The sequence below is a fragment of the Enterobacter sp. TMH.L2 genome (genome assembly GCF_050847315.1).
GTDB lineage: Bacteria > Pseudomonadota > Gammaproteobacteria > Enterobacterales > Enterobacteriaceae > Cedecea.
This window is the reverse complement of record NZ_CP193791.1, coordinates 318962-342756: the sequence shown is the minus strand read 5'-3', so window position 1 is coordinate 342756 and position 23795 is coordinate 318962. Positions and strand designations below refer to the sequence as shown.

The following is a 23795-nucleotide window of genomic DNA, read 5'->3' as shown; positions in this document are numbered from 1 at the left end:
TTAATGAGTAACCATGATGCGCTGCTTAATACCTGCTACGGGCCGGTAAGCGCGCAGGTCATAGCGAAAGCGAAAGAGATTCGCCTGCTGATTCTGGACGTTGACGGCGTAATGTCTGACGGCCTTATTTACATGGGCAACAGCGGTGAAGAGCTGAAAGCCTTTAACGTACGCGATGGCTATGGCATTCGCTGCGCCCTGACCTCCGGAATTGAAGTCGCTATTATTACAGGCAGGAAAGCAAAACTGCTGGAAGATCGCTGCGAAACGTTGGGCATTACCCACCTTTATCAAGGGCAATCCGATAAAGTTGTGGCGTTCCACGATCTGTTGTCAAAGGTTGCGCTTTCTCCCGATCGGGTTGCCTACATTGGCGATGACCTGATCGACTGGCCAGTCATGGAACGGGTCGGTTTAAGCGTTGCCGTTGCAGACGCCCACCCATTATTGACGCCAAAAGCGGATTACGTGACCAGAATCAGCGGCGGGCGAGGCGCAGTGCGGGAAATCTGCGATCTCCTGTTGATGGCGCAAGGCAAGCTTGATGAGGCAAAAGGGCAATCCATATGAGCAAGACCAGACGTTGGATTATTTTCCTGCTTGCCATTGCGGCATTAGTGCTTATCGGCCTGAATCTGACGGAGAAGGACGAGTCCGGCATAACCGTTAACAGCGATACGCCAACTTATCAAAGCGAATTTTCCACGACAGTCGTATACAACCCACAGGGCGCGCTGAACTATAAGCTTATTGCTCAACACGTTGAATACTTCTCGGATACGGGTATTTCATGGTTCACCAAACCCGTCATGACCCAGTACGATGAAAATAAAATCGCCACCTGGGAAATTCAGGCGGATCGCGCCAAACTTACCGATGACAAAATGCTTTATTTGTATGGCAACGTCGTCGTCACAGCGTTAACACCTGACTCTCAGTTACGCAGAATCACGACGGACAATGCGCAGGTGAATTTAATTACTCAGGATGTCGCTTCTGACGACCTGGTGACTTTGTACGGCACCACATTTAACTCCAGTGGCCTGAAAATGCGTGGCAACTTACGCAGCCAAACTGCACAGCTGATTGAAAAGGTTAAAACCTCATATGAAATCCAGAATAAACAAACTCAGCCTTAAACTTGTTCTGCTTGGTTCGCTTTTTGCCGTACCGCTGTCAGCCTGGGCACTGACCGGTGACACCGACCAACCTATTCATATCGAATCCGACCAACAGTCTCTCGATATGCAGGGCAACGTCGTTACCTTTACCGGCAATGTCGTTGTGACTCAGGGCACGATCAAAATCAACGCCGATAAAGTCGTTGTGACCCGCCCAGGCGGTGAACAAGGCAAAGAGGTGATTGATGGCTACGGTAACCCAGCTACTTTCTATCAAATGCAGGACAACGGTAAGCCGGTTAAAGGCCACGCGTCCACCATGCATTATGAATTGGCTAAAGATTTCGTTGTACTGACCGGCAACGCTTACCTTGAACAGCTGGACAGCAACATCACCGGCGACAAGATCACCTACCTGGTGAAAGAGCAAAAAATGCAGGCGTTTAGCGAGAAAGGCAAACGCGTGACCACCGTGCTGGTGCCGTCTCAGCTGCAAAACAAAAACGGCCAGCAACCGGCACCGAAAAAGAGTAACTGATTCGTTATGGCAACTTTAATTGCGAAAAACCTGGCCAAAGCCTACAAAGGCCGCCGCGTAGTCGAAGACGTCAGCCTGACCGTTAAATCAGGTGAGATCGTTGGGCTGCTCGGGCCAAACGGCGCCGGTAAAACCACGACGTTTTATATGGTAGTGGGGATCGTGCCACGCGATGCAGGTAACATCATTATTGATGAAGAAGACATCAGTCTGCTGCCGCTGCACGCTCGAGCACGTCGCGGCATCGGCTATTTGCCGCAGGAAGCGTCCATTTTCCGCCGCCTGAGCGTGTTTGATAATCTGATGGCGGTGTTGCAGATTCGCGATGATCTGACGTCAGAGCAGCGTGACGATCGCGCTAACGAGCTGATGGAAGAGTTCCATATCTCGCACCTGCGTAATAACCTCGGGCAGTCACTGTCCGGCGGTGAACGCCGCCGCGTAGAAATTGCTCGCGCGCTTGCGGCAAACCCGAAGTTCATTTTGCTGGATGAACCCTTTGCCGGGGTTGATCCTATTTCCGTTATTGATATCAAACGCATTATCGAGCACCTGCGTGACAGCGGCCTCGGCGTATTGATTACAGACCATAACGTCCGCGAAACGCTGGCCGTCTGCGAACGCGCCTACATCGTTAGTCAGGGGCACCTGATTGCCCACGGTACACCGGAAGAAATCCTTGAAGACGAGCAAGTTAAGCGAGTCTATCTGGGCGAAGAGTTCAGACTCTGATAGGGTGGGAAGTCTTACACGACTTATTTGAGGACGTTTGCTCTGAACATGAAGCAAGGTTTGCAATTACGGCTTAGCCAACAACTTGCTATGACGCCCCAGCTGCAGCAGGCCATCCGTCTGCTTCAGCTCTCAACGTTAGAGCTTCAGCAAGAACTCCAGCAGGCACTGGACAGTAATCCATTGCTTGAGCAAACCGACCTGCATGATGAGATCGATACTCAGGAAGTGCCTGAGAGCGAAGCAATGGACACCCGTGAAGCCCTCGAGCAGAAAGAGATGCCCGATGAGCTGCCGCTGGATGCCAGTTGGGATGAAATTTACACCGCTGGTACGCCTTCAGGTACGGGAACTGACTATCTGGACGACGAGCTGCCTGTCTACCAGGGCGAGACCACCCAGTCCCTGCAGGACTACCTGATGTGGCAGGTCGATTTGACGCCATTTTCCGATACGGACGCCGCTATCGCGACGTCTATTGTCGATGCAGTGGATGAAACCGGGTATCTCACCGTGCCGCTGGAAGACATTCTGGAAAGTCTGGGCCACGACGATGTAAGCCTTGACGAAGTGGAAGCCGTCCTCAAACGCATCCAACGTTTTGATCCCGTCGGCGTCGCAGCACGAGACTTACGCGATTGCCTGTTAATTCAGCTTTCTCAGTACGCCAAAGAGACCCCATGGCTGGCGGAAGCCCGGCTTATTGTTAGCGATCATTTAGATCTGCTGGCAAATCACGACTTCCGGACGTTGATGCGGGTCACGCGTATCAAAGAGGACGCGCTTAAAGAGGCCATGTGCCTGATTCAGTCCCTCGATCCTCGCCCCGGCCAGTCGATCCAAACGGGTGAACCTGAGTACGTTATTCCTGATGTACTGGTGCGTAAGCACCTGACGCGCTGGGTTGTAGAGCTTAACGCAGACAGCATCCCGCGCCTCAAAATCAATCAGCAATACGCAGCCATGAGCGGCAACACGCGCAATGACAGCGACTCGCAGTTCATCCGCAGCAACCTGCAGGAAGCGAAATGGTTGATTAAAAGCCTGGAAAGTCGCAATGATACGTTATTGCGCGTGAGCCGATGCATTGTCGAACAGCAGCAGGCCTTCTTTGAGCACGGTGAAGAGCATATGAAACCGATGGTGCTGGCCGATATTGCTCAGGCAGTGGACATGCACGAGTCGACAATTTCGAGGGTGACCACTCAGAAATATTTGCATAGCCCACGCGGCATCTTTGAATTGAAATATTTCTTCTCCAGCCACGTCAATACCGAAGGCGGCGGTGAAGCCTCCTCCACGGCAATTCGGGCGCTGGTGAAGAAGTTAATTGCTGCGGAAAACCCCGCCAAACCGCTGAGCGACAGTAAGTTAACCTCAATACTGTCGGATCAAGGTATTATGGTGGCGCGCCGCACAGTTGCGAAGTACCGAGAGTCTTTATCCATTCCACCGTCAAACCAGCGTAAACAGCTGGTGTGACTTTACCGATAAGGAAGACACTATGCAGCTCAACATTACGGGACAAAACGTCGAGATCACTGAAGCACTGCGTGAATTTCTGAACTCGAAGTTTGCCAAACTGGAGCAGTACTTCGAAAGAATCAACCAGGTCTATATTGTATTAAAGGTGGAAAAAGTCACCCATACAGCGGATGCTACGCTGCATGTGAACGGTGGAGAACTGCATGCCAGTGCCGAAGGCCAGGACATGTATGCGGCGATTGACGGCCTGATTGATAAACTGGCCCGACAGTTAACAAAACACAAAGATAAACTAAAACAACACTGATAATCCGGGCATCCGATGTGCATATGGCCGGCCCGCTGCTTAAGTCGCGGGCCGTTTGCACAAAAGTGCTTAGGTGAACTTATGATGAACAACGATTCCGCTCTACAACTGAGCAATGTCCTTAACCAGGAATGTACTCGCAGTGGCGTCCACTGCCAGAGTAAAAAACGTGCGCTGGAAATCATCAGCGAACTGGCAGCCAAACAGCTTGGCCTTCCACCGCAGGTCGTTTTCGAAGCCGTACTGACCCGTGAGCGTATGGGCAGTACCGGCATTGGCAACGGTATCGCTATTCCCCACGGCAAGCTGGAGGAAGATACGCTTCGCGCCGTCGGCGTCTTTATTCAACTGGAAACGCCAATCGCTTTTGATGCCATCGACAATCAACCGGTTGACCTGTTATTTGCGTTACTGGTACCTGCTGACCAGACAAAAACCCACCTGCACACGCTTTCCCTGGTGGCCAAGCGTCTGGCGGATAAAACCATTTGTCGTAGGCTGCGCTCAGCCGGCAGTGACGAAGAGCTTTACCAGATAATTACTGAAACAGAAGTCGATCACGACAGCGAAAATGAATAATCGGCGCGTTTGATGTCTCAGACAGATAAATCGGGAGAATGATTACATGGTGCTGATGATTGTCAGCGGCCGCTCAGGTTCAGGGAAGTCTGTAGCCTTGCGCGCACTGGAAGATATGGGATTCTATTGCGTGGATAACCTGCCGGTTGTCCTGTTGCCAGAGCTGGCAAAAACGCTTGCCGATCGGCAAATCTCTGCTGCCGTCAGCATAGACGTGCGCAACATGCCGGAGTCGCCGGAAATCTTCGAGCACGCAATGGACAGCCTGCCGGACGCTTTTTCTCCGCAGCTGCTGTTCCTTGATGCCGATCGTAATACGCTAATCCGCCGCTACAGTGACACGCGCCGCCTTCATCCGCTTTCCAGCAAAAATCTCTCTCTGGAAAGTGCGATTGACGAAGAAAGCGATCTCCTCGAACCACTAAAATCCCGCGCGGACCTGATCATCGACACCTCCGAAATGTCGGTACACGAATTGGCGGAGATGCTGCGTACTCGTCTGTTGGGTAAACGTGAACGCGAACTCACCATGGTGTTCGAGTCTTTTGGCTTTAAGCACGGCATACCGATTGACGCCGATTATGTGTTCGACGTGCGTTTTCTTCCTAACCCGCACTGGGATCCAAAACTGCGTCCAATGACCGGCCTCGATCGCCCTGTCGCCGCCTTCCTCGACAGGCACACAGAAGTACACAATTTTATCTACCAGACCCGCAGCTATCTTGAGTTATGGTTACCGATGCTTGAAACCAACAACCGTAGCTACCTGACCGTGGCGATTGGCTGTACCGGCGGTAAACACCGTTCGGTTTATATTGCAGAGCAGCTGGCTGACTACTTCCGCTCACGCGGGAAGAACGTCCAGTCCCGTCACCGCACGCTGGAAAAACGTAAAACATGAGCGTAAAGCAGACCGTTGAAATCACCAACAAGCTGGGCATGCACGCGCGCCCGGCGATGAAACTGTTTGAGCTGGTACAAAGTTTTGACGCAGAAGTGATGCTGAGAAACGAAGCGGGCACCGAAGCTGAAGCCAGCAGCGTGATTGCCCTCCTGATGCTGGACTCCGCCAAAGGAGGCCACATAGAAATAGAAGTCACAGGCCCGGAAGAAGAGCAAGCCCTGGCGGCCGTGATTGCTCTGTTCAATGCCGGATTTGACGAAGACTAACCGCTGTGCGCGGATCTAACCGCGCCCTATTTTCCATACTGCGGCAACGTTACGCGCTGTCACGCAAATATTCTCGCCCGCCTTTTCCAACGCCTCCGCCAGCGTCTGAACCCGATTAAGCACCGAAAATACAGCGTCGAGCCCGTGCTGATGGACTAAGCCGTAATCAGTCGTCATACCGCCAGCCAGCGCGATAACCGGCACCTGAAAACGCTTCGCCACTCTCGCCACGCCTATCGGCGTTTTGCCATAAATGGTCTGGCTGTCTATACGCCCTTCTCCGGTGATAACCAGGTCCGCCCCCTGAACAGCCTCGGCAAGCCGCAAAGCTTCGGTGACAATTTCCACACCGGGCTGCAGGCGGGCATGAAGCAAACCAAACAAAGACGCTCCCATGCCCCCTGCCGCCCCGGCACCTGCCACGGCAATCACATCCTTACCGCTGATGTGCTCCAGCTGTTCGCCATAATGCCTGAGTGCAGTATCAAGCTGCATAACCTGCTCGGGCGTAGCGCCTTTCTGCGGCCCAAAGACCGCTGACGCACCGCGCTCACCGCACAGCGGATTATCGACATCACAGGCCACCAGAATGTCGCACTGTGCCAGGCGGGCATCCAGTTGGCTAACATCAATCTCTGCAAGCTCAGCCAGGGCAGCACCGCCTGCGCAAAGCTCATTACCCTGTGCATCACGAAGCCTGACGCCCAGCGCCTGCATCATGCCGGCCCCGCCGTCGTTGGTCGCGCTGCCACCGATACCAATAATGATTTTACGTGCGCCGCGATCCAGCGCCGCCAGAATAAGCTCCCCGGTGCCAAAAGTGCCGGTCAGCAGCGGATTTCGTTTTTCGGGCAGCACCAGATGCAGCCCTGAAGCGGCCGCCATTTCAATGATGGCTGTTTCGCCATCGCCCGTGATGCCAAAGAAAGCCTCAACAGGCAGCCCCAGCGGGCCGGTCACCGTTACAGGGATAATTTGCCCGTGCGTCGCGGCAACCATCGATTCAACGGTCCCTTCTCCTCCGTCGGCCATCGGCAGCTTGATATACTCTGCATTCGGGTAAATCTCGCGAAAACCTTGCTCAATGGCCTCGGCGACCTGCATCGCGCTCAGGCTCTCTTTGAAAGAATCGGGGGCAATAACAATTTTCATGGCAACCTCATTAACCCGCTAAATTAAACACACCAAACATCAGGGTTGAAACAAAAGCGATGGCCAAACCAACGGCTGTTTCGTAGGGAAGCAGTTTTAAGCGTTCATGAACCTGCATATTCACGCTGCCCCCGGTGGCATGGAAAAAGCTGCCGTGCGGCATATGGTCAAGCACCGTCGCCCCGGCATGGATCATTGCCGCCCCGGCGAGTGCAGAAATTCCCATATCGACAAGCGTTGAGCTAAACACCGCAGAAGCCACCGCCGTTCCTGCCGTTGTTGATGCGGTAGCCATGGACATCAGCGCCCCGGAAAAAGGTGCCAGAAGGTAGGACGGCATACCGGAGGCCGTTAAACCGTTAATCAGTACATCCTTCAAGCCGGAGTTGGCGATGATCCCGGCCAGCGTTCCGGTCCCCAGCAGCATAATCGCCACCGGAGACATACGCGCCAGCCCCGACACCATAAAATGATTTGTCTGCCGCCACTGCCCCATCACTATAGCCCCAATCAGGCCGCCTATCGGCAACGCAACCAGCGGATCAATCGCAATGCCGGCAATCGGGCGAAGTGCAAGCAGGCAAATAGCCACCAGCGGCGCAGCTATTGCCGCGCCAAACGCAGGCAAGGCCTTTTCTTTTTCCCCGGCAATCAACTCACTGCTGGCAACTTTAGAACCCCGATGCTGCAACCGCTTCGCCAGAAAATAGGCGAGCACCAGCCCAAACAGACCCGGTACAACGCCCGCCATCATTAAGTCGGTGAGTGGAACGTGGAAAGCGTCAGCCGCCGCAATCGTATTAGGATTGGGCGACATAACGTTGCCGGCCTTCCCGCCGCCAATCATCGCCAGCAGTATAGCCATTTTCGAAATATCGGCCCGGTGGGCAATCGCCAGGGCAATAGGAGAGACCGTGATAACGGCAACATCAATAAATACGCCGACGGCAGTCAGCAACATGGTCGCCACTGCCAAAGCGAACAGCGCCCTTTTCTCACCCACCTTACGGACAATGGTTTCGGCAATTGTGTTGGCTGCCCCGGACTCAATCAGCACGCCCGCCAGTATGCCTGCCCCGAGAATGCGTAGTACCGCATTGGTAATCCCCTGCGCCCCGGTAATCATAAGCGAAAGCGTCTGCACTAAATCAGCACCGCCAACTAACCCGCCAGCCAGAGCGCCAGCAATCATGCCGTAGGCCGGAGGAACCTTGCGTAAAATAAGGACAATAGAAACAACCAGCGCCACCAGGGCGCCCAGAGCCGAAACCGTGGTCATGAATCACTCCTGTTTTGATTTTTTTAGGGAGATCGAAAGGTACGGCGGGACATTACCCTGAGCGGGCTGCAAATAGCTTGAGAGAAAACACCAGAAAATGGGCGGTGAAAGAAACGTTTTCTTGTAGATTACTACAAATCAGTCGCTGAGCTGCATACCAATAAACAGCTGAAGAGTCGAATCTAACTTATTAATATCTAAAGCCGTTATCGACTCTATTTTACTTAGCCGATAGCGCAATGTATTGACGTGAATATGCAGCAATTTTGTCGTTTGAGACAGATCACAATTCTGTTCAAAATAGCAGCGCAGCGTGCGGCGAAGCACGCCTTTCGGATCGGCTTCACAAAGCGTTTTCCATGCTCGCCCCATTTCCTCGGCCTGCCAGCTGCCGGAAAGTCCGTTGAGCAGCACAGGCAATAAAAGATCCTGATAGTACAAAATCGACCGGCCAATTTTTTGCCGTGAAGCCATCTCATGCAGCGCCACGGCGCTAAGCCAGGATCGTCGTAACGCGTCGTCGCCGTCGAAGCATCCCCCAACTGACAGGGTGACTTCAAAATGCGCCAGCAGCTGAGAATGAAGTTTGCGCAGCGTTTTTTTCAGCAATGCCTGCCACTCCTCAGGCCGGCCACCGCCCAGGGGTAGTAGCATTGCGATTTGTTCAAAACCGAATGGCGTGACTAATGCCTGGTTGTCATAGCCGCCAAGCCGCTCGAGCAGCTCCCGCTGACGCAAAACATCTCGAGAGGGAAAATGAATCATCAGCGCAACCCGTGGCAATTCAAGGTCTACGCCAAGGCCGCTGGCCATAGGGCGCAGTTCCGCCAGACATTGCTGGCCTGAAATAATCTGCGCGGCGAGCTGCTCCCGATAGCGCTTTTCCCACTGATTTTGCTCAAGCATTTCCGCCTGCTCAAGGATCAGCTCGGCCGCCATTTTGACAAGTTCGGCATAAGCCTGCACTTTCTCTGGCTCACCAGAAATCCCCACCACGCCAACGATTTTCTGGCGAAAGACGATGGGCAAATTAATACCGGGTTTAACCCCTTTCAGCCGCCGGGCAGAAGCCTCATCAATAATCACGGTCCGGTTTTCCGTCAGCGCCAGGACAGCACCTTCATGGCGCTGATAAAGACGGCGTGGATCGCCAGAGGCAATAATCACCCCCTGCTCGCTCATCACATTCACCGAGTGATCGATGATGTTCATGGTGCGCTGGACAATTTGCCGGGCGGTATCTTCTTTCAGGCAAGAGGTCATCATAGCGTTTACCTTGTCGTGGAGAGCGCGCGAGTGCGTTGGATGCGGCTTATTTTAAATTGTGCTGCTCAAGGAACGACTCTCCGCCCAGCTGGCGCATCTGTCGTAAAATCCACTGCTGGCGCTGGCGAATATAACCTGAAGGCGCATTAGCCTTAAAACGAACTGGGTTAGGCAGGACGGCGGCGAGCAGCGCTGCTTCGGCAGGTGTCAGGCGGCTAGCTGGCTTGTTGAAGTAACGGCGGGAGGCTTCTTCCACGCCGAAAACACCTTCACCAAATTCGGCAATATTGAGATACACCGTCAGAATACGTCGCTTGCTCCACGCGGTTTCGAGCCCCACCGTGAGGCCGGCTTCCAGCCCTTTGCGTAGCCAGCTCCGTCCATCCCACAGGAACAAATTTTTTGCGGTTTGCTGGGAAAGCGTCGACGCGCCTCGTACCCTATTTTCGTTGCGTTCATTATGGGCCAGCGCCTTTTCGATGGCATCAGTATCAAAGCCCCAGTGCTCGGGAAATTTTTGATCTTCAGAGGCGATCACTGCCAGCCCCATCCACGGCGAAATATCATCCATGGAAACCCAGTCAGAATGGGCAACATAACCGAAGTTACCGCTGAACCACGCGCTGAACTGCCGCTCCACCATCACTGCGGAAAACGGCACCGGGAGGAAGCGGAAGACCAGGATGCCCATGAACCAAATCGCCAAAACCGCCAGAACCGCTTTTAACAGCCAGCGTTTAACCCACTGCCACGGCGCGAAACGCCCTTTACTCATGCGCTAAGTTCCAGCACGCGGGCAACCAACTTGTCGATCCCGGCAGCGGCCTCAGCGATATTTTGCGCGAGCATGTAAGCAGGAGTGGTGACAACCTTCTGTTCTTCGTCCACCACGATATCATCCACCGGGCAAGGGATGTGTTCTGCCCCCATGGCTTCCAGTAACTCTGCGGTATCGATGTCGGTGCCGATGGTCAGACGCACAGGCATATCCAGAATCTTTGGCAGCATCGCCGGGGCAATACACATAAAACCGAGCGGCTTGCCCTGTTCGTGGCATTCCCGTGCAACGCGACGGAGATCGGCATCAACCTCACAATCTGCCCCCTTTGAAGCAAAAGTGCTTAGATTTTTCGCCGCGCCAAAACCGCCGGGCACAATCAATGCGTCAAGGTTTTCAGACAAAGCTTCACGCAACGGCTGAATATTGCCACGAGTAATACGCGCAGCCTCCACCAGCACGTCGCGAGTTTCTGCTGCAGCTTCGCCGGTTAAATGATCGATCACGTCAGACTGAGGTTTATCCGGCGCGAAGCAAACGGCTTCCGCACCAGCGCGAGAAATGGCCAACAGCGTTAATACGGCCTCATGAATCTCACTGCCGTCATAAACCCCACAGCCGCTCAGCACTACGCCTATTTTTTTCATCCGTCAGTTCCTTTTCGTTCCGGGTGAATCAGTATCAACCACGTTAATTTGATCGCTATGCTTCACATATTTTACTGATTCACGTAACAAATATTTTAAGGTTTGCTATCTTATATGGCTGACAGCCCGCGAATTGCTGGTTGTGCCGTTCAATAATTCAACGCTAAAAAAGGCGCAACCCTGTTTTCCCTGGTGTTGGCGCAGTATTCGCGCACCCCGGCCTGGCCGGGGTCATTTTTTTCCAGCTTCCGCAACCCACGCTTTTAATACGCTAACGTCATGTTGCCACTCTTGTTTCAGCTCTTCGATCCATTCACCGACATTATCAGACCACGCAGGCAAGTCCGGGGACTGAATTTGCTGGGCAACCTGCTGTAAATGCCGCAAACCAACGGAGCCTGCCGCACCTTTAATTTTATGCCCCTCTTCCACCACGCCTTTGTTATCCCGCGCGGTCATATTGGAATCGAGCACCTCTAAATAACCCGGCATCATTTTTTCAAACATCGCCAGGCCATCGGTAATGAGTTTTGGGCCCACCAGCTCGATATATTGTTCGAGCATCGGAATATCGAGTAATGCTTGCTGTTTTTCACTATCGACTTTTGTCACCACAGGCTCCTTATCCGTTATCTGCTTATCCCAGAATTTTTGGATCATCGACATCAAGGCCGGCACGGCGAGTGGCTTACTCAGCACGTCATCCATCCCGGCCTCAAGATACTCAGTCTTGTTTTTCAGCACGTTGGCCGTGAGCGCCACCAGCGGCGGCAGTTCCTCTTTGCTAAAGCGTTTATTCAGCTCGCGAGAAATATCAAGCCCGGTCATATCCGGCAACTGGATATCCAGCAGCACAAGGTCATATTCGCCCGGTATAAACATCTCCAGCGCATCTTTCCCAGTCATTGCTACGTCAACGCTATTGCCAAGCTTCTCGAGTACAGAACGCGCCACGATGACGTTAAGCTCAATATCCTCCACCAGCAGCACATGCAGGGCTGGCAGCGGCATATCGTCATCTTCCAGCGTGTCTTCCACTTCCTCAGCCACGCTCGGCGCCTGAACGGTCAGCGTGAACAGCGAACCTTCACCCGGCTTGCTGGTCACGGTAATATCCCCGCCCATGCTTTTTGCCAGACGGCGAGAAACCGCCAGCCCAATCCCCGTTCCTGTCGCGGGCTTGCCGCCGTGACTGTCTTTAACCTGATAGTACATAGCAAAGATTTTGTCCTGCTCGTCCACCGGAATGCCAATCCCGGAGTCCTGAACCTCAAAGCGCAGGCAGCTCTCTTCTTCGTAACGAACGCGTACCGTGACTAATCCCCCTTTCGGCGTGAACTTCACGGCATTGCTGATCAGGTTCCAGAGGATCTGGCGCAGACGCGTCCCGTCCGTCACCACCTTGTGCGGCAGCGGCAGCGCTGGGTCCATCACAAATGACAGCCCTTTCTGCTGAGCCTGCAGGCCTGAGAGGTTTTCCAGATCGGCAAGGAAGCTGGTGAAATCCACCGGCTGGTTATCGAGCTGCACTTTGCGGCGCTCGAGCTTATCCATATCAATGATATCGTTAAAAATATTTCCCAGCGTGATGGCCGACACGTGGATCGTTTTCAGATAATGGGTCTGCTCGGCGGTGAGATCGGTGTCCAGCAGAATACGGCTCAGGCCGACAATGCCATTTAGCGGCGTACGCAGCTCGTGGCTAATGGTGGAGATGAAGGTGGTTTTATCCCGGCTCGCACGCTCCAGCGCGTCCTGATAGCGTTTACGCTCGGTAATATCGCGGCCAAAGCCCATCAGCCCGTGGCGTTTACCTACACGGTCGTAATAAGGCACTTTACGAATTTCAAAGCAGGCTTTGCGGCCATCCGGGTAATCCAGCCACTGCTCATAGGTCAGAGAGACATTATGACGAAACACTTTTTCGTCTGTTTCCAGCACTTTGTCAGCGGCTTCGGCAGAGTACACATCCTGCGGCTTGAGATGGATAAGCTGTTTCTCGCTCTTGCCGGTCAGCAGCTCCATCGCCCGGTTGCAGCCTGAAAACTCCCGGTCTTCGTTGCGATAGAAGACCAGATCGGGCGAAGCATCAAGGAAAGAGCGCAGGAAAGAGGATTGTTGCTCAAGCCGGATTTGCGTCTCTTCACGCTCCTGCATCTCAACTTTGAGCTGCTCCAGCATGGTCTGGCGCTCGGCCTCCGCTTTGACACGGTCGGCGATTTCCTGGTTTAGCTGGGCGATATTGTCCTTAAGCTGCACGTTCAGAATGAGGTCTCGCTCGCGCATCTCCTCCAGCTTTTCCACCAGCTTCGACAGCCGCTGCCTGGACTCCTCAAGCTGTTCTACCACAACCGACAGGAAGTAAACCGCCCAGGGCGTAATCAATAAACCAAAGAAGATAGAGCGGACAACGTCGATACTTTCAACCTGGCCGCTCAGCAGCATGGTGACGGCCATTTGCACCACCATCGCCAGCACGACCAGCGCCGAGGCCAGCAGCAGGGAGAAGCGCACCAGCCCCAGCTTCACCATAAGATCAACGTAATACTGCGCCAATAACCGAATTTGCTTCATGGAACGATTCCTTCGCCTTGGATGCGCTAAATATACCGCAAAAAGGAACCGGGCTCAGGATTTACGAAAGAACTGAGAGATCCCACGGCGTACCCAGCGCTGACCCCTGCGCCCCGTGCGTCAGCAAATACCTGTCGATATCCACCATCGCGGCCCAGCGGTTCTCACACCATAAAGGCGCAAGCAAGGTTGGGCGCCGGGCATTAGCCGAAATACGATGGAACACGACATCAAGCGGTGTATGGCGAATCATTTCTCCCGCGGTGACGACATACTCATCCAGCGCGATCCCCTCAAGGCGACCAGCCCGCCAGCTTTTGGCCATTATGCTGCCGTCAACAATATGCAAAGGATGCAGCTTCAGGCCGTCCACACCGGTTTCAACCACTTTCTCCAGCGTGTCCATACATTGCTGCTGGCCTTCACCCGGTAAACCGACAATAAGATGGCTGCAAACTTTTAAACCTCTCGCTCGGGCCCGTCGGGTAGTTTCCTGATAACAGGCAAAATCGTGCCCCCGGTTGATACGGTGCAGCGTTTTGTCATTCGCCGTCTGTAACCCCAGCTCCAGCCATACCTCATAGCCCTGTGCATGATAATCGCTTAGCAAATCCAGCACGCTGTCGGGCACGCAGTCAGGCCGGGTACCGACGCACAGCCCCACGATGCTGGTCTGGCTCACCGCCTGCTGGTACATCGACCGCAACACCTGCACTTCAGCCCAGGTGCTGGTATAGGCCTGGAAATAGGCCAGATAACGCTGAGCGCGGTTCACCCGGCTGGCCTGGTGTGCGAGCTGCTCAGCGATGGAATTGTGCTGCTGCGTTTCGTCAGCGAAAGAGGCCACGTTGCAAAAAGTACAGCCGCCTCGCCCGATAGTCCCATCGCGATTGGGGCAACTGAAACCACCATGCAGCGTGAGTTTATGGACTTTTTGCCCATAGCGACGAGAGAGATCGCCGCCAAACATATTGACTAATTTCTGTAACTGCATAATCTGATGGGCCGTCCCGAAAAAGGGACCTAGCCTGCCATTTTCTTCTCGCACCGGCGATGACCTGGATCAATCGCTTTGGCGCAGCCTTATCCACTGCATATAAACTCAAAATAAGTGCAACTCTATTCACATAGCACTTGATTACTTTTCCTTATGACGCCGCCCTTTATTTAAAGAATATGACGAACGGTGAAAAACAGTGTCATGCTGCACTCCGCGGGGGTTAAGTAGCATATCATGCTGGCAATATCATTCATGCCAGCATGGTCTGGAGTTTCACGGCCTTTCGGATAGTGAGGACGATCACATAACACTCGGCGTTCACCGTCGTCCCCCCATAGCCAAAAAAGCAAAAAAAACCATTAAATTCATTTAATTAAGCCACTCTTAGTACGATTCCGTATAAATAAGAATGCCATTTGACCTGTGTGCTCTTTCCCGATAAGTTGGAAATCCGCTGGAAGCTTTCTGGATGGGTTCTGTGCCCATCATATTTATGCAGTAATTGAGATTCCCTCTAAAGCAAGTCCTCAACACTTGTGACACCGGATGCGTTGGACATTAAGAGGGCGACACGCGAGGCAAGCGTATGATGCGCAAACCCCGTCGCCATGCCCTTGCTGCGTCCACGCGCAAACGGTTGGGAGTAACGTAGAGCCTGGGGAGGTTCACTGATATGTTGTACGATAAATCCCTTGAGAAGGATAACTGTGGTTTCGGCCTGATCGCCCACATAGAAGGCGAACCTAGCCACAAGGTAGTGCGTACCGCTATTCACGCGCTAGCCCGTATGCAGCACCGTGGTGCCATCCTTGCCGACGGTAAAACCGGCGACGGTTGTGGCCTGCTGTTGCAAAAACCCGATCGTTTCTTCCGCATTGTTGCAGAAGAACGCCAGTGGCGTTTGGCCAAGAACTATGCCGTTGGCATGATTTTCCTGAACCAGGATGACGCGCTTGCCCGCGCCAGCCGCCGCATTGTTGAAGAAGAGCTGCAAAACGAAACCCTGTCTATTGTTGGCTGGCGTGAAGTGCCGGTGAACAAAGACGTGCTCGGTGAAATCGCCCTCTCCTCTCTGCCACGTATTGAACAAATATTCGTTAACGCCCCGGCGGGCTGGCGCCCTCGTGATATGGAACGCCGCCTGTTTATCGCCCGTCGCCGTATCGAAAAACGTATCCAGGAAGATAAAGACTTCTATATCTGCAGCCTGTCTAACCTGGTGAACATTTATAAAGGTCTGTGTATGCCGGCTGACCTGCCGCGCTTCTACCTGGACCTGGCGGACCTGCGCCTGGAATCGGCCATTTGCCTGTTCCACCAGCGCTTCTCCACCAACACCGTGCCACGCTGGCCGCTGGCTCAGCCGTTCCGCTATCTGGCGCACAACGGCGAAATCAACACCATCACCGGTAACCGCCAGTGGGCGCGCGCCCGTACCTATAAATTCCAGACGCCGCTGATCCCCGATCTGCACGACGCTGCGCCGTTCGTGAACGAAACCGGCTCCGACTCCAGCTCCATGGATAACATGCTTGAGCTGCTGCTGGCCGGCGGGATGGATATCGTGCGCGCCATGCGTCTGCTGGTTCCGCCTGCATGGCAGAACAACCCGAACATGGATCCTGAGCTGCGCGCCTTCTTTGACTTTAACTCCATGCATATGGAGCCGTGGGATGGCCCGGCCGGGATCGTGATGTCTGACGGACGTTTCGCCGCCTGTAACCTGGACCGTAACGGCCTGCGTCCGGCGCGCTACGTGATCACCAAAGACAAGCTCATCACCTGCGCCTCTGAAGTCGGGATCTGGGACTACCAGCCGGATGAAGTGGTAGAGAAAGGCCGCGTTGGCCCGGGTGAGCTGATGGTTATCGACACCCGTGTCGGGCGTATTCTGCACTCCGCTGAAACCGATGCCGAGCTGAAAAGCCGCCATCCGTATAAAGAGTGGATGGAGAACAACGTTCGCCGCCTGGTGCCGTTTGAAGACCTGCCGGATGAAAAAGTAGGTTCGCGGGAGCTGGACGACGATACGCTTGCCAGCTATCAGAAACAGTTTAACTACAGCAGCGAAGAACTGGATTCAGTGATCCGCGTGCTGGGCGAGAATGGCCAGGAAGCCGTGGGTTCAATGGGCGATGACACCCCATTTGCCGTGCTTTCCAGCCAGCCACGCATTATTTACGATTACTTCCGCCAGCAGTTTGCGCAGGTGACCAACCCGCCAATCGATCCGCTGCGTGAAGCGCACGTTATGTCCCTGGCCACCAGCATTGGCCGTGAAATGAACGTCTTCTGCGAGGCAGAAGGCCAGGCACACCGCCTGAGCTTTAAATCGCCGATTCTGCTGTGGTCTGATTTCCAGCAGCTCACCACGCTGGAAGAGGAACACTATCGCGCCGATACGCTCGACATCACCTATGACGTGACCGAGAAGTCGCTGCACGAAACGGTGATGGCGCTGTGCGACGAAGCTGAACGCATGGTTCGGAATGGCACCGTCTTGCTGGTGTTGTCCGACCGTAATATTGCGAAAAATCGCCTGCCGGTTCCGGCCCCGATGGCCGTAGGCGCCATCCAGACTCGCCTCGTTGAGAAGAGCCTGCGCTGCGATGCCAACATCATTGTTGAAACCGCCAGCGCCCGCGATCCGCACCACTTCGCCGTGCTGCTGGGCTTCGGTGCGACCGCTATCTACCCGTATCTCGCCTATGAAACCCTGGCGAAGCTGGTCGACAACGGCGCCATCGATAAAAACTACCGCACCGTGATGCAAAACTACCGCAACGGCATCAACAAAGGGCTGTACAAGATCATGTCCAAAATGGGCATCTCGACTATCGCCTCTTACCGTTGCTCTAAGCTGTTCGAAGCGGTGGGTCTGCATAAAGAAGTGTCCGAGCTTTGCTTCCAGGGCGCGGTCAGCCGCATCGGCGGGGCAGGCTTCGGCGACTTCCAGCAGGATCTGCTGAACCTGTCCAAACGCGCCTGGCTGGTACGTAAGCCGTTGGATCAGGGTGGCCAGCTGAAATTCGTTCACGGCGGGGAATACCACGCCTATAACCCGGACGTAGTGCAGACGCTGCAAAAAGCGGTGCAAAGCGGCGAGTACAGCGACTATCAGCAATACGCGAAACTGGTTAACGAGCGCCCGGTCGCCACGCTGCGCGATATGCTTGCGCTGAATCCGCAGGACGAGTCCGTCAAAATTGAAGACGTTGAGCCAGCGACCGAGCTGTTTAAACGCTTCGATACCGCGGCAATGTCCATCGGCGCTCTGAGCCCGGAAGCACACGAATCCCTGGCTGAAGCGATGAACAGCATCGGCGGGAACTCTAACTCCGGCGAAGGCGGCGAAGATCCGGCGCGCTACGGCACCAATAAAGTGTCCCGTATCAAGCAGGTTGCTTCCGGCCGCTTCGGGGTGACGCCTGCCTACCTGGTCAACGCCGACGTTATCCAGATTAAAGTTGCGCAAGGTGCGAAGCCGGGCGAAGGCGGTCAGCTACCGGGCGATAAAGTGACGCCTTATATCGCCAAGCTGCGCTACTCCGTGCCGGGCGTGACGCTGATTTCCCCTCCGCCTCACCACGATATTTACTCTATCGAGGATCTGGCGCAGCTGATTTTCGACCTGAAGCAGGTTAACCCGAAGGCGATGATTTCCGTGAAGCTGGTTTCCGAACCGGGCGTCGGCACCATCGCAACGGGCGTAGCCAAAGCCTATGCGGACCTGATTACTATTGCCGGCTACGACGGCGGCACTGGGGCAAGTCCACTGTCATCCGTGAAATACGCGGGCTGCCCGTGGGAACTTGGTCTGGTGGAAACCCAGCAGGCACTGGTGGCTAACGGCCTGCGCCATAAGATTCGTCTGCAGGTGGACGGTGGCCTGAAAACCGGCCTCGACATCATCAAGGCAGCAATTCTTGGGGCAGAAAGCTTCGGCTTCGGTACCGGGCCAATGGTTGCGCTGGGCTGTAAATACCTACGAATTTGTCACCTGAACAACTGCGCTACCGGCGTGGCAACTCAGGATGACAAACTGCGTAAAAACCATTACCACGGCCTGCCGTTCAAAGTGACCAACTACTTTGAATTCATCGCCCGCGAAACCCGAGAACTGATGGCGCTGCTGGGCGTGAAACGTCTGGTTGATTTGATTGGCCGTACCGACCTGCTGAAAGAGCTGGACGGGTTTACGGCGAAGCAGCAGAAGCTGGATCTCTCTGCCCTGCTGAAAACGGCTGAACCGATGCCGGGCAAAGCGGTGTACTGCACCGAGCATAACCCGCCGTTCGATAAGGGCGACCTTAACGCACAGCTGCTGAACCAGGCACAGGCGTATGTGGACGACAAGCAGAGTAAAACGTTCTGGTTTGATATTCGCAACACCGACCGTTCGATTGGAGCTTCGCTCTCCGGCTACATTGCCCAGCAACATGGCGATCAAGGCCTGGCGTCTGACCCAATCAAGGCGCACTTTAACGGCACCGCAGGCCAGAGCTTCGGCGTCTGGAACGCGGGCGGCGTTGAGCTGCACCTGACCGGCGATGCCAACGACTATGTCGGTAAAGGTATGGCGGGCGGGCTGATTTCTCTGCGTCCACCGGTAGGCTCAGCCTTCCGCAGCCACGAAGCGACCATTATCGGCAACACCTGCCTGTATGGCGCCACCGGCGGGAAGATGTATGCCGCAGGCCGTGCAGGCGAGCGTTTCGCGGTACGTAACTCCGGGGCGATCACCGTGGTTGAAGGCATCGGCGATAACGGCTGTGAATACATGACCGGCGGTATCGTCTGTATTCTGGGCAAAACGGGGGTTAACTTCGGGGCTGGTATGACGGGCGGTTTCGCCTACGTACTGGACGAAGACGGTGAATTCCGCAAACGCGTGAACCCGGAACTGGTTGAATTACTCAGTGTGGAAGAGCTGGCGATTCATGAAGAGCACCTGCGAGGCATGATCACCGAACACGTTCAGCTGACCGGCTCCCAGCGCGGCGAAGAAATCCTGGCCAACTGGCCGGCATTCGCCTCGAAATTCACCCTGGTTAAACCGAAGTCCAGTGATGTTAAAGCATTGTTGGGTCACCGCAGTCGTTCCGCAGCTGAGCTGCGGGTGCAGGCGCAGTAAGAGGTCACGATGAGTCAAAACGTTTATCAATTTATCGACTTGCAGCGCGTTGATCCGCCGAAGAAGCCGCTGAAGATCCGCAAAATTGAATTTGTGGAAATCTACGAGCCGTTCTCTGAGGGGCAGGCCAAGGCTCAGGCCGACCGCTGCCTCTCCTGCGGCAACCCGTACTGCGAGTGGAAGTGCCCGGTTCATAACTACATTCCAAACTGGCTGAAACTGGCCAATGAGGGGCGCATTATTGAGGCAGCCGAGCTGTCTCACCAGACCAACAGCCTGCCGGAAGTCTGCGGCCGCGTTTGCCCGCAGGACCGCCTTTGCGAAGGCTCCTGTACGCTGAACGACGAGTTCGGGGCGGTGACTATCGGTAACATCGAGCGCTATATCAACGATAAAGCGATTGAGATGGGCTGGAAGCCGGACCTGACCGGCGTGAAGCAAACCGGTAAACGCGTGGCTATCATCGGGGCAGGCCCTGCCGGGCTTGCCTGTGCCGACGTTCTGGCACGTAACGGCGTGAAGGCGGTGGTTTACGACCGACACCCAGAAATCGGCGGTCTGCTGACCTTCGGTATTCCAGCCTTTAAGCTGGAAAAAGAGGTGATGACCAAGCGTCGCGAAATCTTCAGCGGGATGGGGATTGAATTCAAACTCAATACCGAAGTGGGCCGCGATGTGCAGATGGACGAGCTGCTGAGCGAATACGATTCCGTGTTCCTGGGCGTCGGCACCTATCAGTCGATGCGCGGTGGTCTCGAAAATGAAGACGCGCCTGGCGTGTATGACGCCCTGCCGTTCCTCATCGCCAATACCAAGCAGATCATGGGCTTCGGCGAAACAGCTGAAGAGCCGTATGTCAGCATGGAAGGTAAACGCGTTGTCGTGCTGGGCGGCGGGGACACCGCTATGGACTGCGTGCGTACTTCAGTGCGCCAGGGTGCAACCCACGTGACCTGTGCCTACCGTCGTGACGAAGAAAATATGCCGGGCTCTAAACGCGAAGTGAAAAACGCGCGCGAAGAAGGCGTGGAGTTCCAGTTCAATCTGCAGCCGCTGGGCGTGGAAATTAACGCAAATGGCCGGGTGTGCGGTGTGAAAGTGGCCCGTACCGAGCTGGGTGCGCCGGATGCGAATGGCCGTCGTCGCCCGGAGATCGTCGCCGGCTCCGAGCACGTATTGCCAGCCGATGCGGTGGTAATGGCCTTCGGTTTCCGCCCTCACAGCATGACCTGGCTGGAGCAGCACAGCGTTGAGCTGGACAGCCAGGGGCGCATTCTCGCACCAGAAGCTAGCGAGAACGCTTTCCAGACCAGCAACCCGAAAATCTTCGCCGGTGGCGATGCGGTTCGTGGTTCCGATCTGGTGGTCACCGCTATTGCTGAAGGGCGTAAGGCGGCTGACGGGATTATGAACTTCCTCGAAGTATAAGCGTTAAAATCTGGCGGCTCAGGCTGCCAGATTGCGCCGAATCCTCCATAAAAAAAGCCAGTCTTTCGACTGGCTTTTTGTTATTTCACCACGCGCAGTGCGGGGCGACCACCGCGAGGCGGCGGCGGCGGATCGTCATCCGGGTTATTGTCATCATCGCCGTGATCCGGGCGATCGCCGTCAATAACCTGCATAACTGTTTCAGTCTCACCGATAACGGGCTGGTCATCGTTGTGGCTTTCAGCGTCTTCATCATAGCCCGCTTCCGGCTCAAACATGGTGCCCGCGCCATTTTCACGTGCATAGATAGCCAGCACGGCAGCCATAGGTACGTTAACCTGGCGAGGTACGCCGCCGAAACGCGCGTTAAAGCGCACTTCGTCATTGGCCAGCTCCAGATTCCCTACGGCTCGCGGGGCGATGTTCAGCACAATTTGCCCGTCACGCGCATACTCCATCGGAACCTGTACGCCCGGTAGTGTGATATCTACCACCAGATGTGGCGTGAGCTGGTTATCCAGCAGCCACTCATAAAAGGCCCGCAGCAGATAAGGACGGCGCGGCGACAGCTGCGACATATCCATCAATTAGCCTCGGGTCTGCAGACGCATTTCGCGCTCAGGTTCGGTCAAAGAGGCCAGGAAGGAGTCACGCTCGAAGACGCGGGTCATGTACCCTTTCATCTCTTTGGAGCCCGCACCTGTCAGCTCAATGCCCATCTGCGGCAAGCGCCACAGCAGCGGAGCCAGATAGCAGTCGACCAGGCTGAACTCGTCGCTCAGGAAGAAAGGCTTCTGGGTAAAGACCGGGGCGATACTCAACAGCTCTTCACGCAGCTGCTTACGAGCGGCTTCCGCTTCCTGCGCTGAGCCGTTCATCACCACGTTCATCAACGAATACCAGTCTTTCTCAATGCGGTGCATGTACAGACGGCTTTCACCACGCGCAACCGGATAAACCGGCATCAAAGGTGGGTGCGGGAAACGCTCATCAAGGTATTCCATGATGATGCGGGATTCCCACAGCGTCAGCTCGCGGTCAACCAGGGTCGGTACGCTGTGATTGGGGTTGAGGTCAATCAGATCCTGAGGCAGGTTATCCGTTTCCACATGCTCAATTTCAACGCTAACACCTTTCTCAGCCAGGACGATACGGACCTGGTGGCTGTAGATGTCAGTAGGACCGGAAAACAGCGTCATCACCGAACGTTTGTTGGCAGCGACAGCCATGAAAACCTCCAAGTTTATCCAGAAAATTACTGCTAATAGCCGCAAGCGGCGACTAACCTGACCGTTATTACCCAATGCTTCGCCGAAACATCGCTGACGCCTTATCAGGGCGAAAACAACTGGATGCCGACATTTGGGCAGAAAATTGGATGATAGTTTACCAGATTTTACTGGTTTTGTGGTGGTCGTATATCGAATTTGCCTGAAAGGCAAATAATTTCAAAACGTTAAAAGCAATAATATAAATTACAGGCATAAAAAAACCCGGTACCAGGACCGGGCTTTTTGCCAACTGTCTTGCTGCCTGAACAGGCAGAGAACAATTAACGTTTGGAGAACTGAGGACGACGACGTGCTTTACGCAGACCGACTTTCTTACGTTCAACCTGACGAGCATCACGGGTAACGAAGCCAGCTTTACGCAGCTCGGAACGCAGGGACTCATCGTACTCCATCAGAGCGCGGGTGATACCGTGACGGATCGCACCAGCCTGACCAGAGATACCACCACCTTTAACGGTGATGTACAGATCCAGTTTCTCAACCATGTCGACCAGTTCCAGCGGCTGACGAACTACCATGCGGGCAGTTTCACGACCGAAGTACTGTTCCAGAGAACGTTGGTTGATAACGATTTTGCCGTTGCCCGGTTTGATAAACACGCGAGCTGCGGAACTTTTGCGGCGACCAGTGCCGTAGTATTGATTTTCAGCCATTGCCTATAATCCCGATTAAATGTCCAGAACTTGCGGTTGCTGTGCCGCGTGGTTGTGCTCGGTGCCCGCGTAAACTTTCAGTTTACGGAACATTGCACGACCCAGCGGGCCCTTTGGCAGCATGCCTTTAACCGCGATTTCAATCACACGCTCAGGACGGCGGGCAATCATCTCTTCAAAGGTCGCTTGTTTGATACCACCGATGTGGCCGGTGTGGTGGTAGTACACTTTGTCAGTACGCTTGTTGCCGGTTACAGCAACTTTGTCAGCGTTCAGAACGATGATGTAATCACCAGTATCAACGTGCGGAGTGTATTCCGCTTTGTGCTTACCGCGCAGACGGCGAGCCAGTTCAGTAGCCAGACGACCTAAGGTCTTACCTTCAGCATCAACGACATACCAGTCGCGCTGTACAGTTTCTGGTTTAGCTGTAAAAGTTTTCATTAAAAGCTTACCCAATATATAGTTACACGTTGGTGAACACCCAAACGTTTAAAATCAGTCGAGGTTCACGCGACATTGTCCAGCAAACCTACCCCTTCGAATAGCCTATGCCGGCACGACAAAAGTTTTGGGAAAAAAACTTTGGTTGTAACGTGGGGTCGCAAGATTATAGAGAAGTCGACCTCAAAGATCGACCACAATTTGTCGTTGATATCA

22 protein-coding genes are annotated in these 23795 nt (G+C 54.5%); 11 read left to right on the top strand and 11 right to left on the bottom strand.

Features of this window, described 5'->3' with window-relative positions; genetic code table 11:
* Positions 1-3: 3 nt before the first annotated feature.
* The 9 genes from kdsC (at position 4) to npr (ending at position 5932) form a co-directional block, all read left to right on the top strand.
* Positions 4-570: a 3-deoxy-manno-octulosonate-8-phosphatase KdsC gene (kdsC, locus tag ACREYP_RS01705; protein WP_008454827.1), complete on the top strand. Its 567-nt coding sequence runs from the start codon at positions 4-6 to the stop codon at positions 568-570.
* Positions 567-1139: an LPS export ABC transporter periplasmic protein LptC gene (gene lptC / locus ACREYP_RS01700; RefSeq protein ID WP_008454828.1), complete on the top strand. Its 573-nt coding sequence runs from the start codon at positions 567-569 to the stop codon at positions 1137-1139. The genes kdsC and lptC overlap by 4 nt, the downstream gene beginning before the upstream one ends.
* Positions 1108-1659 (top strand): lipopolysaccharide ABC transporter substrate-binding protein LptA, encoded by a 552-nt coding sequence (lptA, locus tag ACREYP_RS01695; RefSeq protein ID WP_008454829.1) that lies wholly within the window; start codon positions 1108-1110, stop codon positions 1657-1659. Before lptC ends, lptA begins: the two co-directional genes overlap by 32 nt.
* A gap of 6 nt (positions 1660-1665) precedes the next feature.
* Complete coding sequence (gene lptB / locus ACREYP_RS01690; RefSeq protein ID WP_008454830.1) at positions 1666-2391, top strand: LPS export ABC transporter ATP-binding protein; 726 nt, start codon at positions 1666-1668, stop codon at positions 2389-2391.
* Positions 2392-2439: 48 nt separating this feature from the next.
* Positions 2440-3873, top strand: a complete 1434-nt coding sequence (gene rpoN, locus ACREYP_RS01685) for an RNA polymerase factor sigma-54 (protein WP_008454831.1) — start codon at positions 2440-2442, stop codon at positions 3871-3873.
* Positions 3874-3895: 22 nt separating this feature from the next.
* Positions 3896-4183 (top strand): ribosome hibernation promoting factor, encoded by a 288-nt coding sequence (gene hpf / locus ACREYP_RS01680; RefSeq protein WP_008454833.1) that lies wholly within the window; start codon positions 3896-3898, stop codon positions 4181-4183.
* A gap of 81 nt (positions 4184-4264) precedes the next feature.
* A complete protein-coding gene (gene ptsN, locus ACREYP_RS01675) occupies positions 4265-4762 on the top strand; it encodes a PTS IIA-like nitrogen regulatory protein PtsN (RefSeq protein ID WP_008454834.1) in 498 nt (165 codons plus the stop codon).
* Positions 4763-4808: 46 nt separating this feature from the next.
* Positions 4809-5663: an RNase adapter RapZ gene (gene rapZ / locus ACREYP_RS01670; RefSeq protein WP_008454836.1), complete on the top strand. Its 855-nt coding sequence runs from the start codon at positions 4809-4811 to the stop codon at positions 5661-5663.
* Positions 5660-5932 (top strand): PTS phosphocarrier protein NPr, encoded by a 273-nt coding sequence (gene npr, locus ACREYP_RS01665; protein ID WP_008454837.1) that lies wholly within the window; start codon positions 5660-5662, stop codon positions 5930-5932. Before rapZ ends, npr begins: the two co-directional genes overlap by 4 nt.
* Positions 5933-5947: 15 nt before the next feature.
* On the opposite strand, the gene ACREYP_RS01660 is transcribed toward npr, so the two are convergent.
* The 7 genes from ACREYP_RS01660 to mnmL all read right to left on the bottom strand — a co-directional run bounded on the left by ACREYP_RS01660 (position 5948) and on the right by mnmL (position 14622).
* On the bottom strand, positions 5948-7084 hold the full coding sequence (locus tag ACREYP_RS01660; protein WP_336818816.1) for a glycerate kinase: 1137 nt from the start codon (positions 7082-7084) through the stop codon (positions 5948-5950).
* A gap of 10 nt (positions 7085-7094) precedes the next feature.
* Positions 7095-8363 (bottom strand): GntP family permease, encoded by a 1269-nt coding sequence (locus ACREYP_RS01655; RefSeq protein ID WP_008454840.1) that lies wholly within the window; start codon positions 8361-8363, stop codon positions 7095-7097.
* Positions 8364-8501: 138 nt separating this feature from the next.
* Positions 8502-9629 carry a sugar diacid recognition domain-containing protein gene (locus tag ACREYP_RS01650; RefSeq protein ID WP_336818815.1) on the bottom strand — a complete coding sequence of 376 codons (1128 nt, stop codon included), beginning with the start codon at positions 9627-9629 and terminating at the stop codon, positions 8502-8504.
* Positions 9630-9675: 46 nt separating this feature from the next.
* Complete coding sequence (gene mtgA / locus ACREYP_RS01645) at positions 9676-10404, bottom strand: monofunctional biosynthetic peptidoglycan transglycosylase (protein ID WP_336818814.1); 729 nt, start codon at positions 10402-10404, stop codon at positions 9676-9678.
* Positions 10401-11054 carry an isoprenoid biosynthesis glyoxalase ElbB gene (gene elbB / locus ACREYP_RS01640; RefSeq protein WP_166877747.1) on the bottom strand — a complete coding sequence of 218 codons (654 nt, stop codon included), beginning with the start codon at positions 11052-11054 and terminating at the stop codon, positions 10401-10403. Before elbB ends, mtgA begins: the two co-directional genes overlap by 4 nt.
* Positions 11055-11285: 231 nt before the next feature.
* Positions 11286-13628 carry an aerobic respiration two-component sensor histidine kinase ArcB gene (gene arcB / locus ACREYP_RS01635; RefSeq protein WP_336818813.1) on the bottom strand — a complete coding sequence of 781 codons (2343 nt, stop codon included), beginning with the start codon at positions 13626-13628 and terminating at the stop codon, positions 11286-11288.
* Between the two features lie 61 nt (positions 13629-13689).
* A complete protein-coding gene (mnmL, locus tag ACREYP_RS01630; protein ID WP_034807687.1) occupies positions 13690-14622 on the bottom strand; it encodes a tRNA modification radical SAM protein MnmL/YtqA in 933 nt (310 codons plus the stop codon).
* A gap of 679 nt (positions 14623-15301) precedes the next feature.
* Between mnmL and gltB the strand changes: the two genes are divergently transcribed.
* Together gltB and ACREYP_RS01620 are read left to right on the top strand one after the other, a co-directional pair.
* Complete coding sequence (gene gltB / locus ACREYP_RS01625; RefSeq protein ID WP_336818812.1) at positions 15302-19762, top strand: glutamate synthase large subunit; 4461 nt, start codon at positions 15302-15304, stop codon at positions 19760-19762.
* Positions 19763-19771: 9 nt separating this feature from the next.
* Entirely contained in the window at positions 19772-21190 is a 1419-nt protein-coding gene (locus ACREYP_RS01620) for a glutamate synthase small subunit (protein WP_336818811.1), read from the top strand.
* Positions 21191-21270: 80 nt separating this feature from the next.
* Here the strand turns inward: ACREYP_RS01620 and sspB are convergent, their stop codons facing one another.
* The 4 genes from sspB to rplM all read right to left on the bottom strand — a co-directional run bounded on the left by sspB (position 21271) and on the right by rplM (position 23579).
* Positions 21271-21774, bottom strand: coding sequence for a ClpXP protease specificity-enhancing factor (sspB, locus tag ACREYP_RS01615; protein ID WP_213715433.1), 504 nt, complete (start codon positions 21772-21774; stop codon positions 21271-21273).
* A gap of 3 nt (positions 21775-21777) precedes the next feature.
* The gene (gene sspA / locus ACREYP_RS01610) at positions 21778-22419 is read right to left on the bottom strand and encodes a stringent starvation protein SspA (RefSeq protein ID WP_008454872.1); all 642 of its coding nucleotides are present in this window, start codon (positions 22417-22419) and stop codon (positions 21778-21780) included.
* 323 nt (positions 22420-22742) lie between these two features.
* Positions 22743-23135, bottom strand: coding sequence for a 30S ribosomal protein S9 (gene rpsI, locus ACREYP_RS01605; RefSeq protein WP_000829818.1), 393 nt, complete (start codon positions 23133-23135; stop codon positions 22743-22745).
* A 15-nt stretch (positions 23136-23150) separates the two neighbouring features.
* Positions 23151-23579: a 50S ribosomal protein L13 gene (rplM, locus tag ACREYP_RS01600; protein WP_008454874.1), complete on the bottom strand. Its 429-nt coding sequence runs from the start codon at positions 23577-23579 to the stop codon at positions 23151-23153.
* Positions 23580-23795 lie beyond the last annotated feature (216 nt).

Bases quoted from the DNA above. Each gene is read 5' to 3' on its own strand.
- kdsC (WP_008454827.1), top strand. From the start codon at position 4: ATGAGTAACCATGATGCGCTGCTTAATACCTGCTACGGGCCGGTAAGC.
- lptC (WP_008454828.1), top strand. From the start codon at position 567: ATGAGCAAGACCAGACGTTGGATTATTTTCCTGCTTGCCATTGCGGCA.
- lptA (WP_008454829.1), top strand. From the start codon at position 1,108: ATGAAATCCAGAATAAACAAACTCAGCCTTAAACTTGTTCTGCTTGGT.
- lptB (WP_008454830.1), top strand. From the start codon at position 1,666: ATGGCAACTTTAATTGCGAAAAACCTGGCCAAAGCCTACAAAGGCCGC.
- rpoN (WP_008454831.1), top strand. From the start codon at position 2,440: ATGAAGCAAGGTTTGCAATTACGGCTTAGCCAACAACTTGCTATGACG.
- hpf (WP_008454833.1), top strand. From the start codon at position 3,896: ATGCAGCTCAACATTACGGGACAAAACGTCGAGATCACTGAAGCACTG.
- ptsN (WP_008454834.1), top strand. From the start codon at position 4,265: ATGATGAACAACGATTCCGCTCTACAACTGAGCAATGTCCTTAACCAG.
- rapZ (WP_008454836.1), top strand. From the start codon at position 4,809: ATGGTGCTGATGATTGTCAGCGGCCGCTCAGGTTCAGGGAAGTCTGTA.
- npr (WP_008454837.1), top strand. From the start codon at position 5,660: ATGAGCGTAAAGCAGACCGTTGAAATCACCAACAAGCTGGGCATGCAC.
- ACREYP_RS01660 (WP_336818816.1), bottom strand. From the start codon at position 7,084: ATGAAAATTGTTATTGCCCCCGATTCTTTCAAAGAGAGCCTGAGCGCG.
- ACREYP_RS01655 (WP_008454840.1), bottom strand. From the start codon at position 8,363: ATGACCACGGTTTCGGCTCTGGGCGCCCTGGTGGCGCTGGTTGTTTCT.
- ACREYP_RS01650 (WP_336818815.1), bottom strand. From the start codon at position 9,629: ATGATGACCTCTTGCCTGAAAGAAGATACCGCCCGGCAAATTGTCCAG.
- mtgA (WP_336818814.1), bottom strand. From the start codon at position 10,404: ATGAGTAAAGGGCGTTTCGCGCCGTGGCAGTGGGTTAAACGCTGGCTG.
- elbB (WP_166877747.1), bottom strand. From the start codon at position 11,054: ATGAAAAAAATAGGCGTAGTGCTGAGCGGCTGTGGGGTTTATGACGGC.
- arcB (WP_336818813.1), bottom strand. From the start codon at position 13,628: ATGAAGCAAATTCGGTTATTGGCGCAGTATTACGTTGATCTTATGGTG.
- mnmL (WP_034807687.1), bottom strand. From the start codon at position 14,622: ATGCAGTTACAGAAATTAGTCAATATGTTTGGCGGCGATCTCTCTCGT.
- gltB (WP_336818812.1), top strand. From the start codon at position 15,302: ATGTTGTACGATAAATCCCTTGAGAAGGATAACTGTGGTTTCGGCCTG.
- ACREYP_RS01620 (WP_336818811.1), top strand. From the start codon at position 19,772: ATGAGTCAAAACGTTTATCAATTTATCGACTTGCAGCGCGTTGATCCG.
- sspB (WP_213715433.1), bottom strand. From the start codon at position 21,774: ATGGATATGTCGCAGCTGTCGCCGCGCCGTCCTTATCTGCTGCGGGCC.
- sspA (WP_008454872.1), bottom strand. From the start codon at position 22,419: ATGGCTGTCGCTGCCAACAAACGTTCGGTGATGACGCTGTTTTCCGGT.
- rpsI (WP_000829818.1), bottom strand. From the start codon at position 23,135: ATGGCTGAAAATCAATACTACGGCACTGGTCGCCGCAAAAGTTCCGCA.
- rplM (WP_008454874.1), bottom strand. From the start codon at position 23,579: ATGAAAACTTTTACAGCTAAACCAGAAACTGTACAGCGCGACTGGTAT.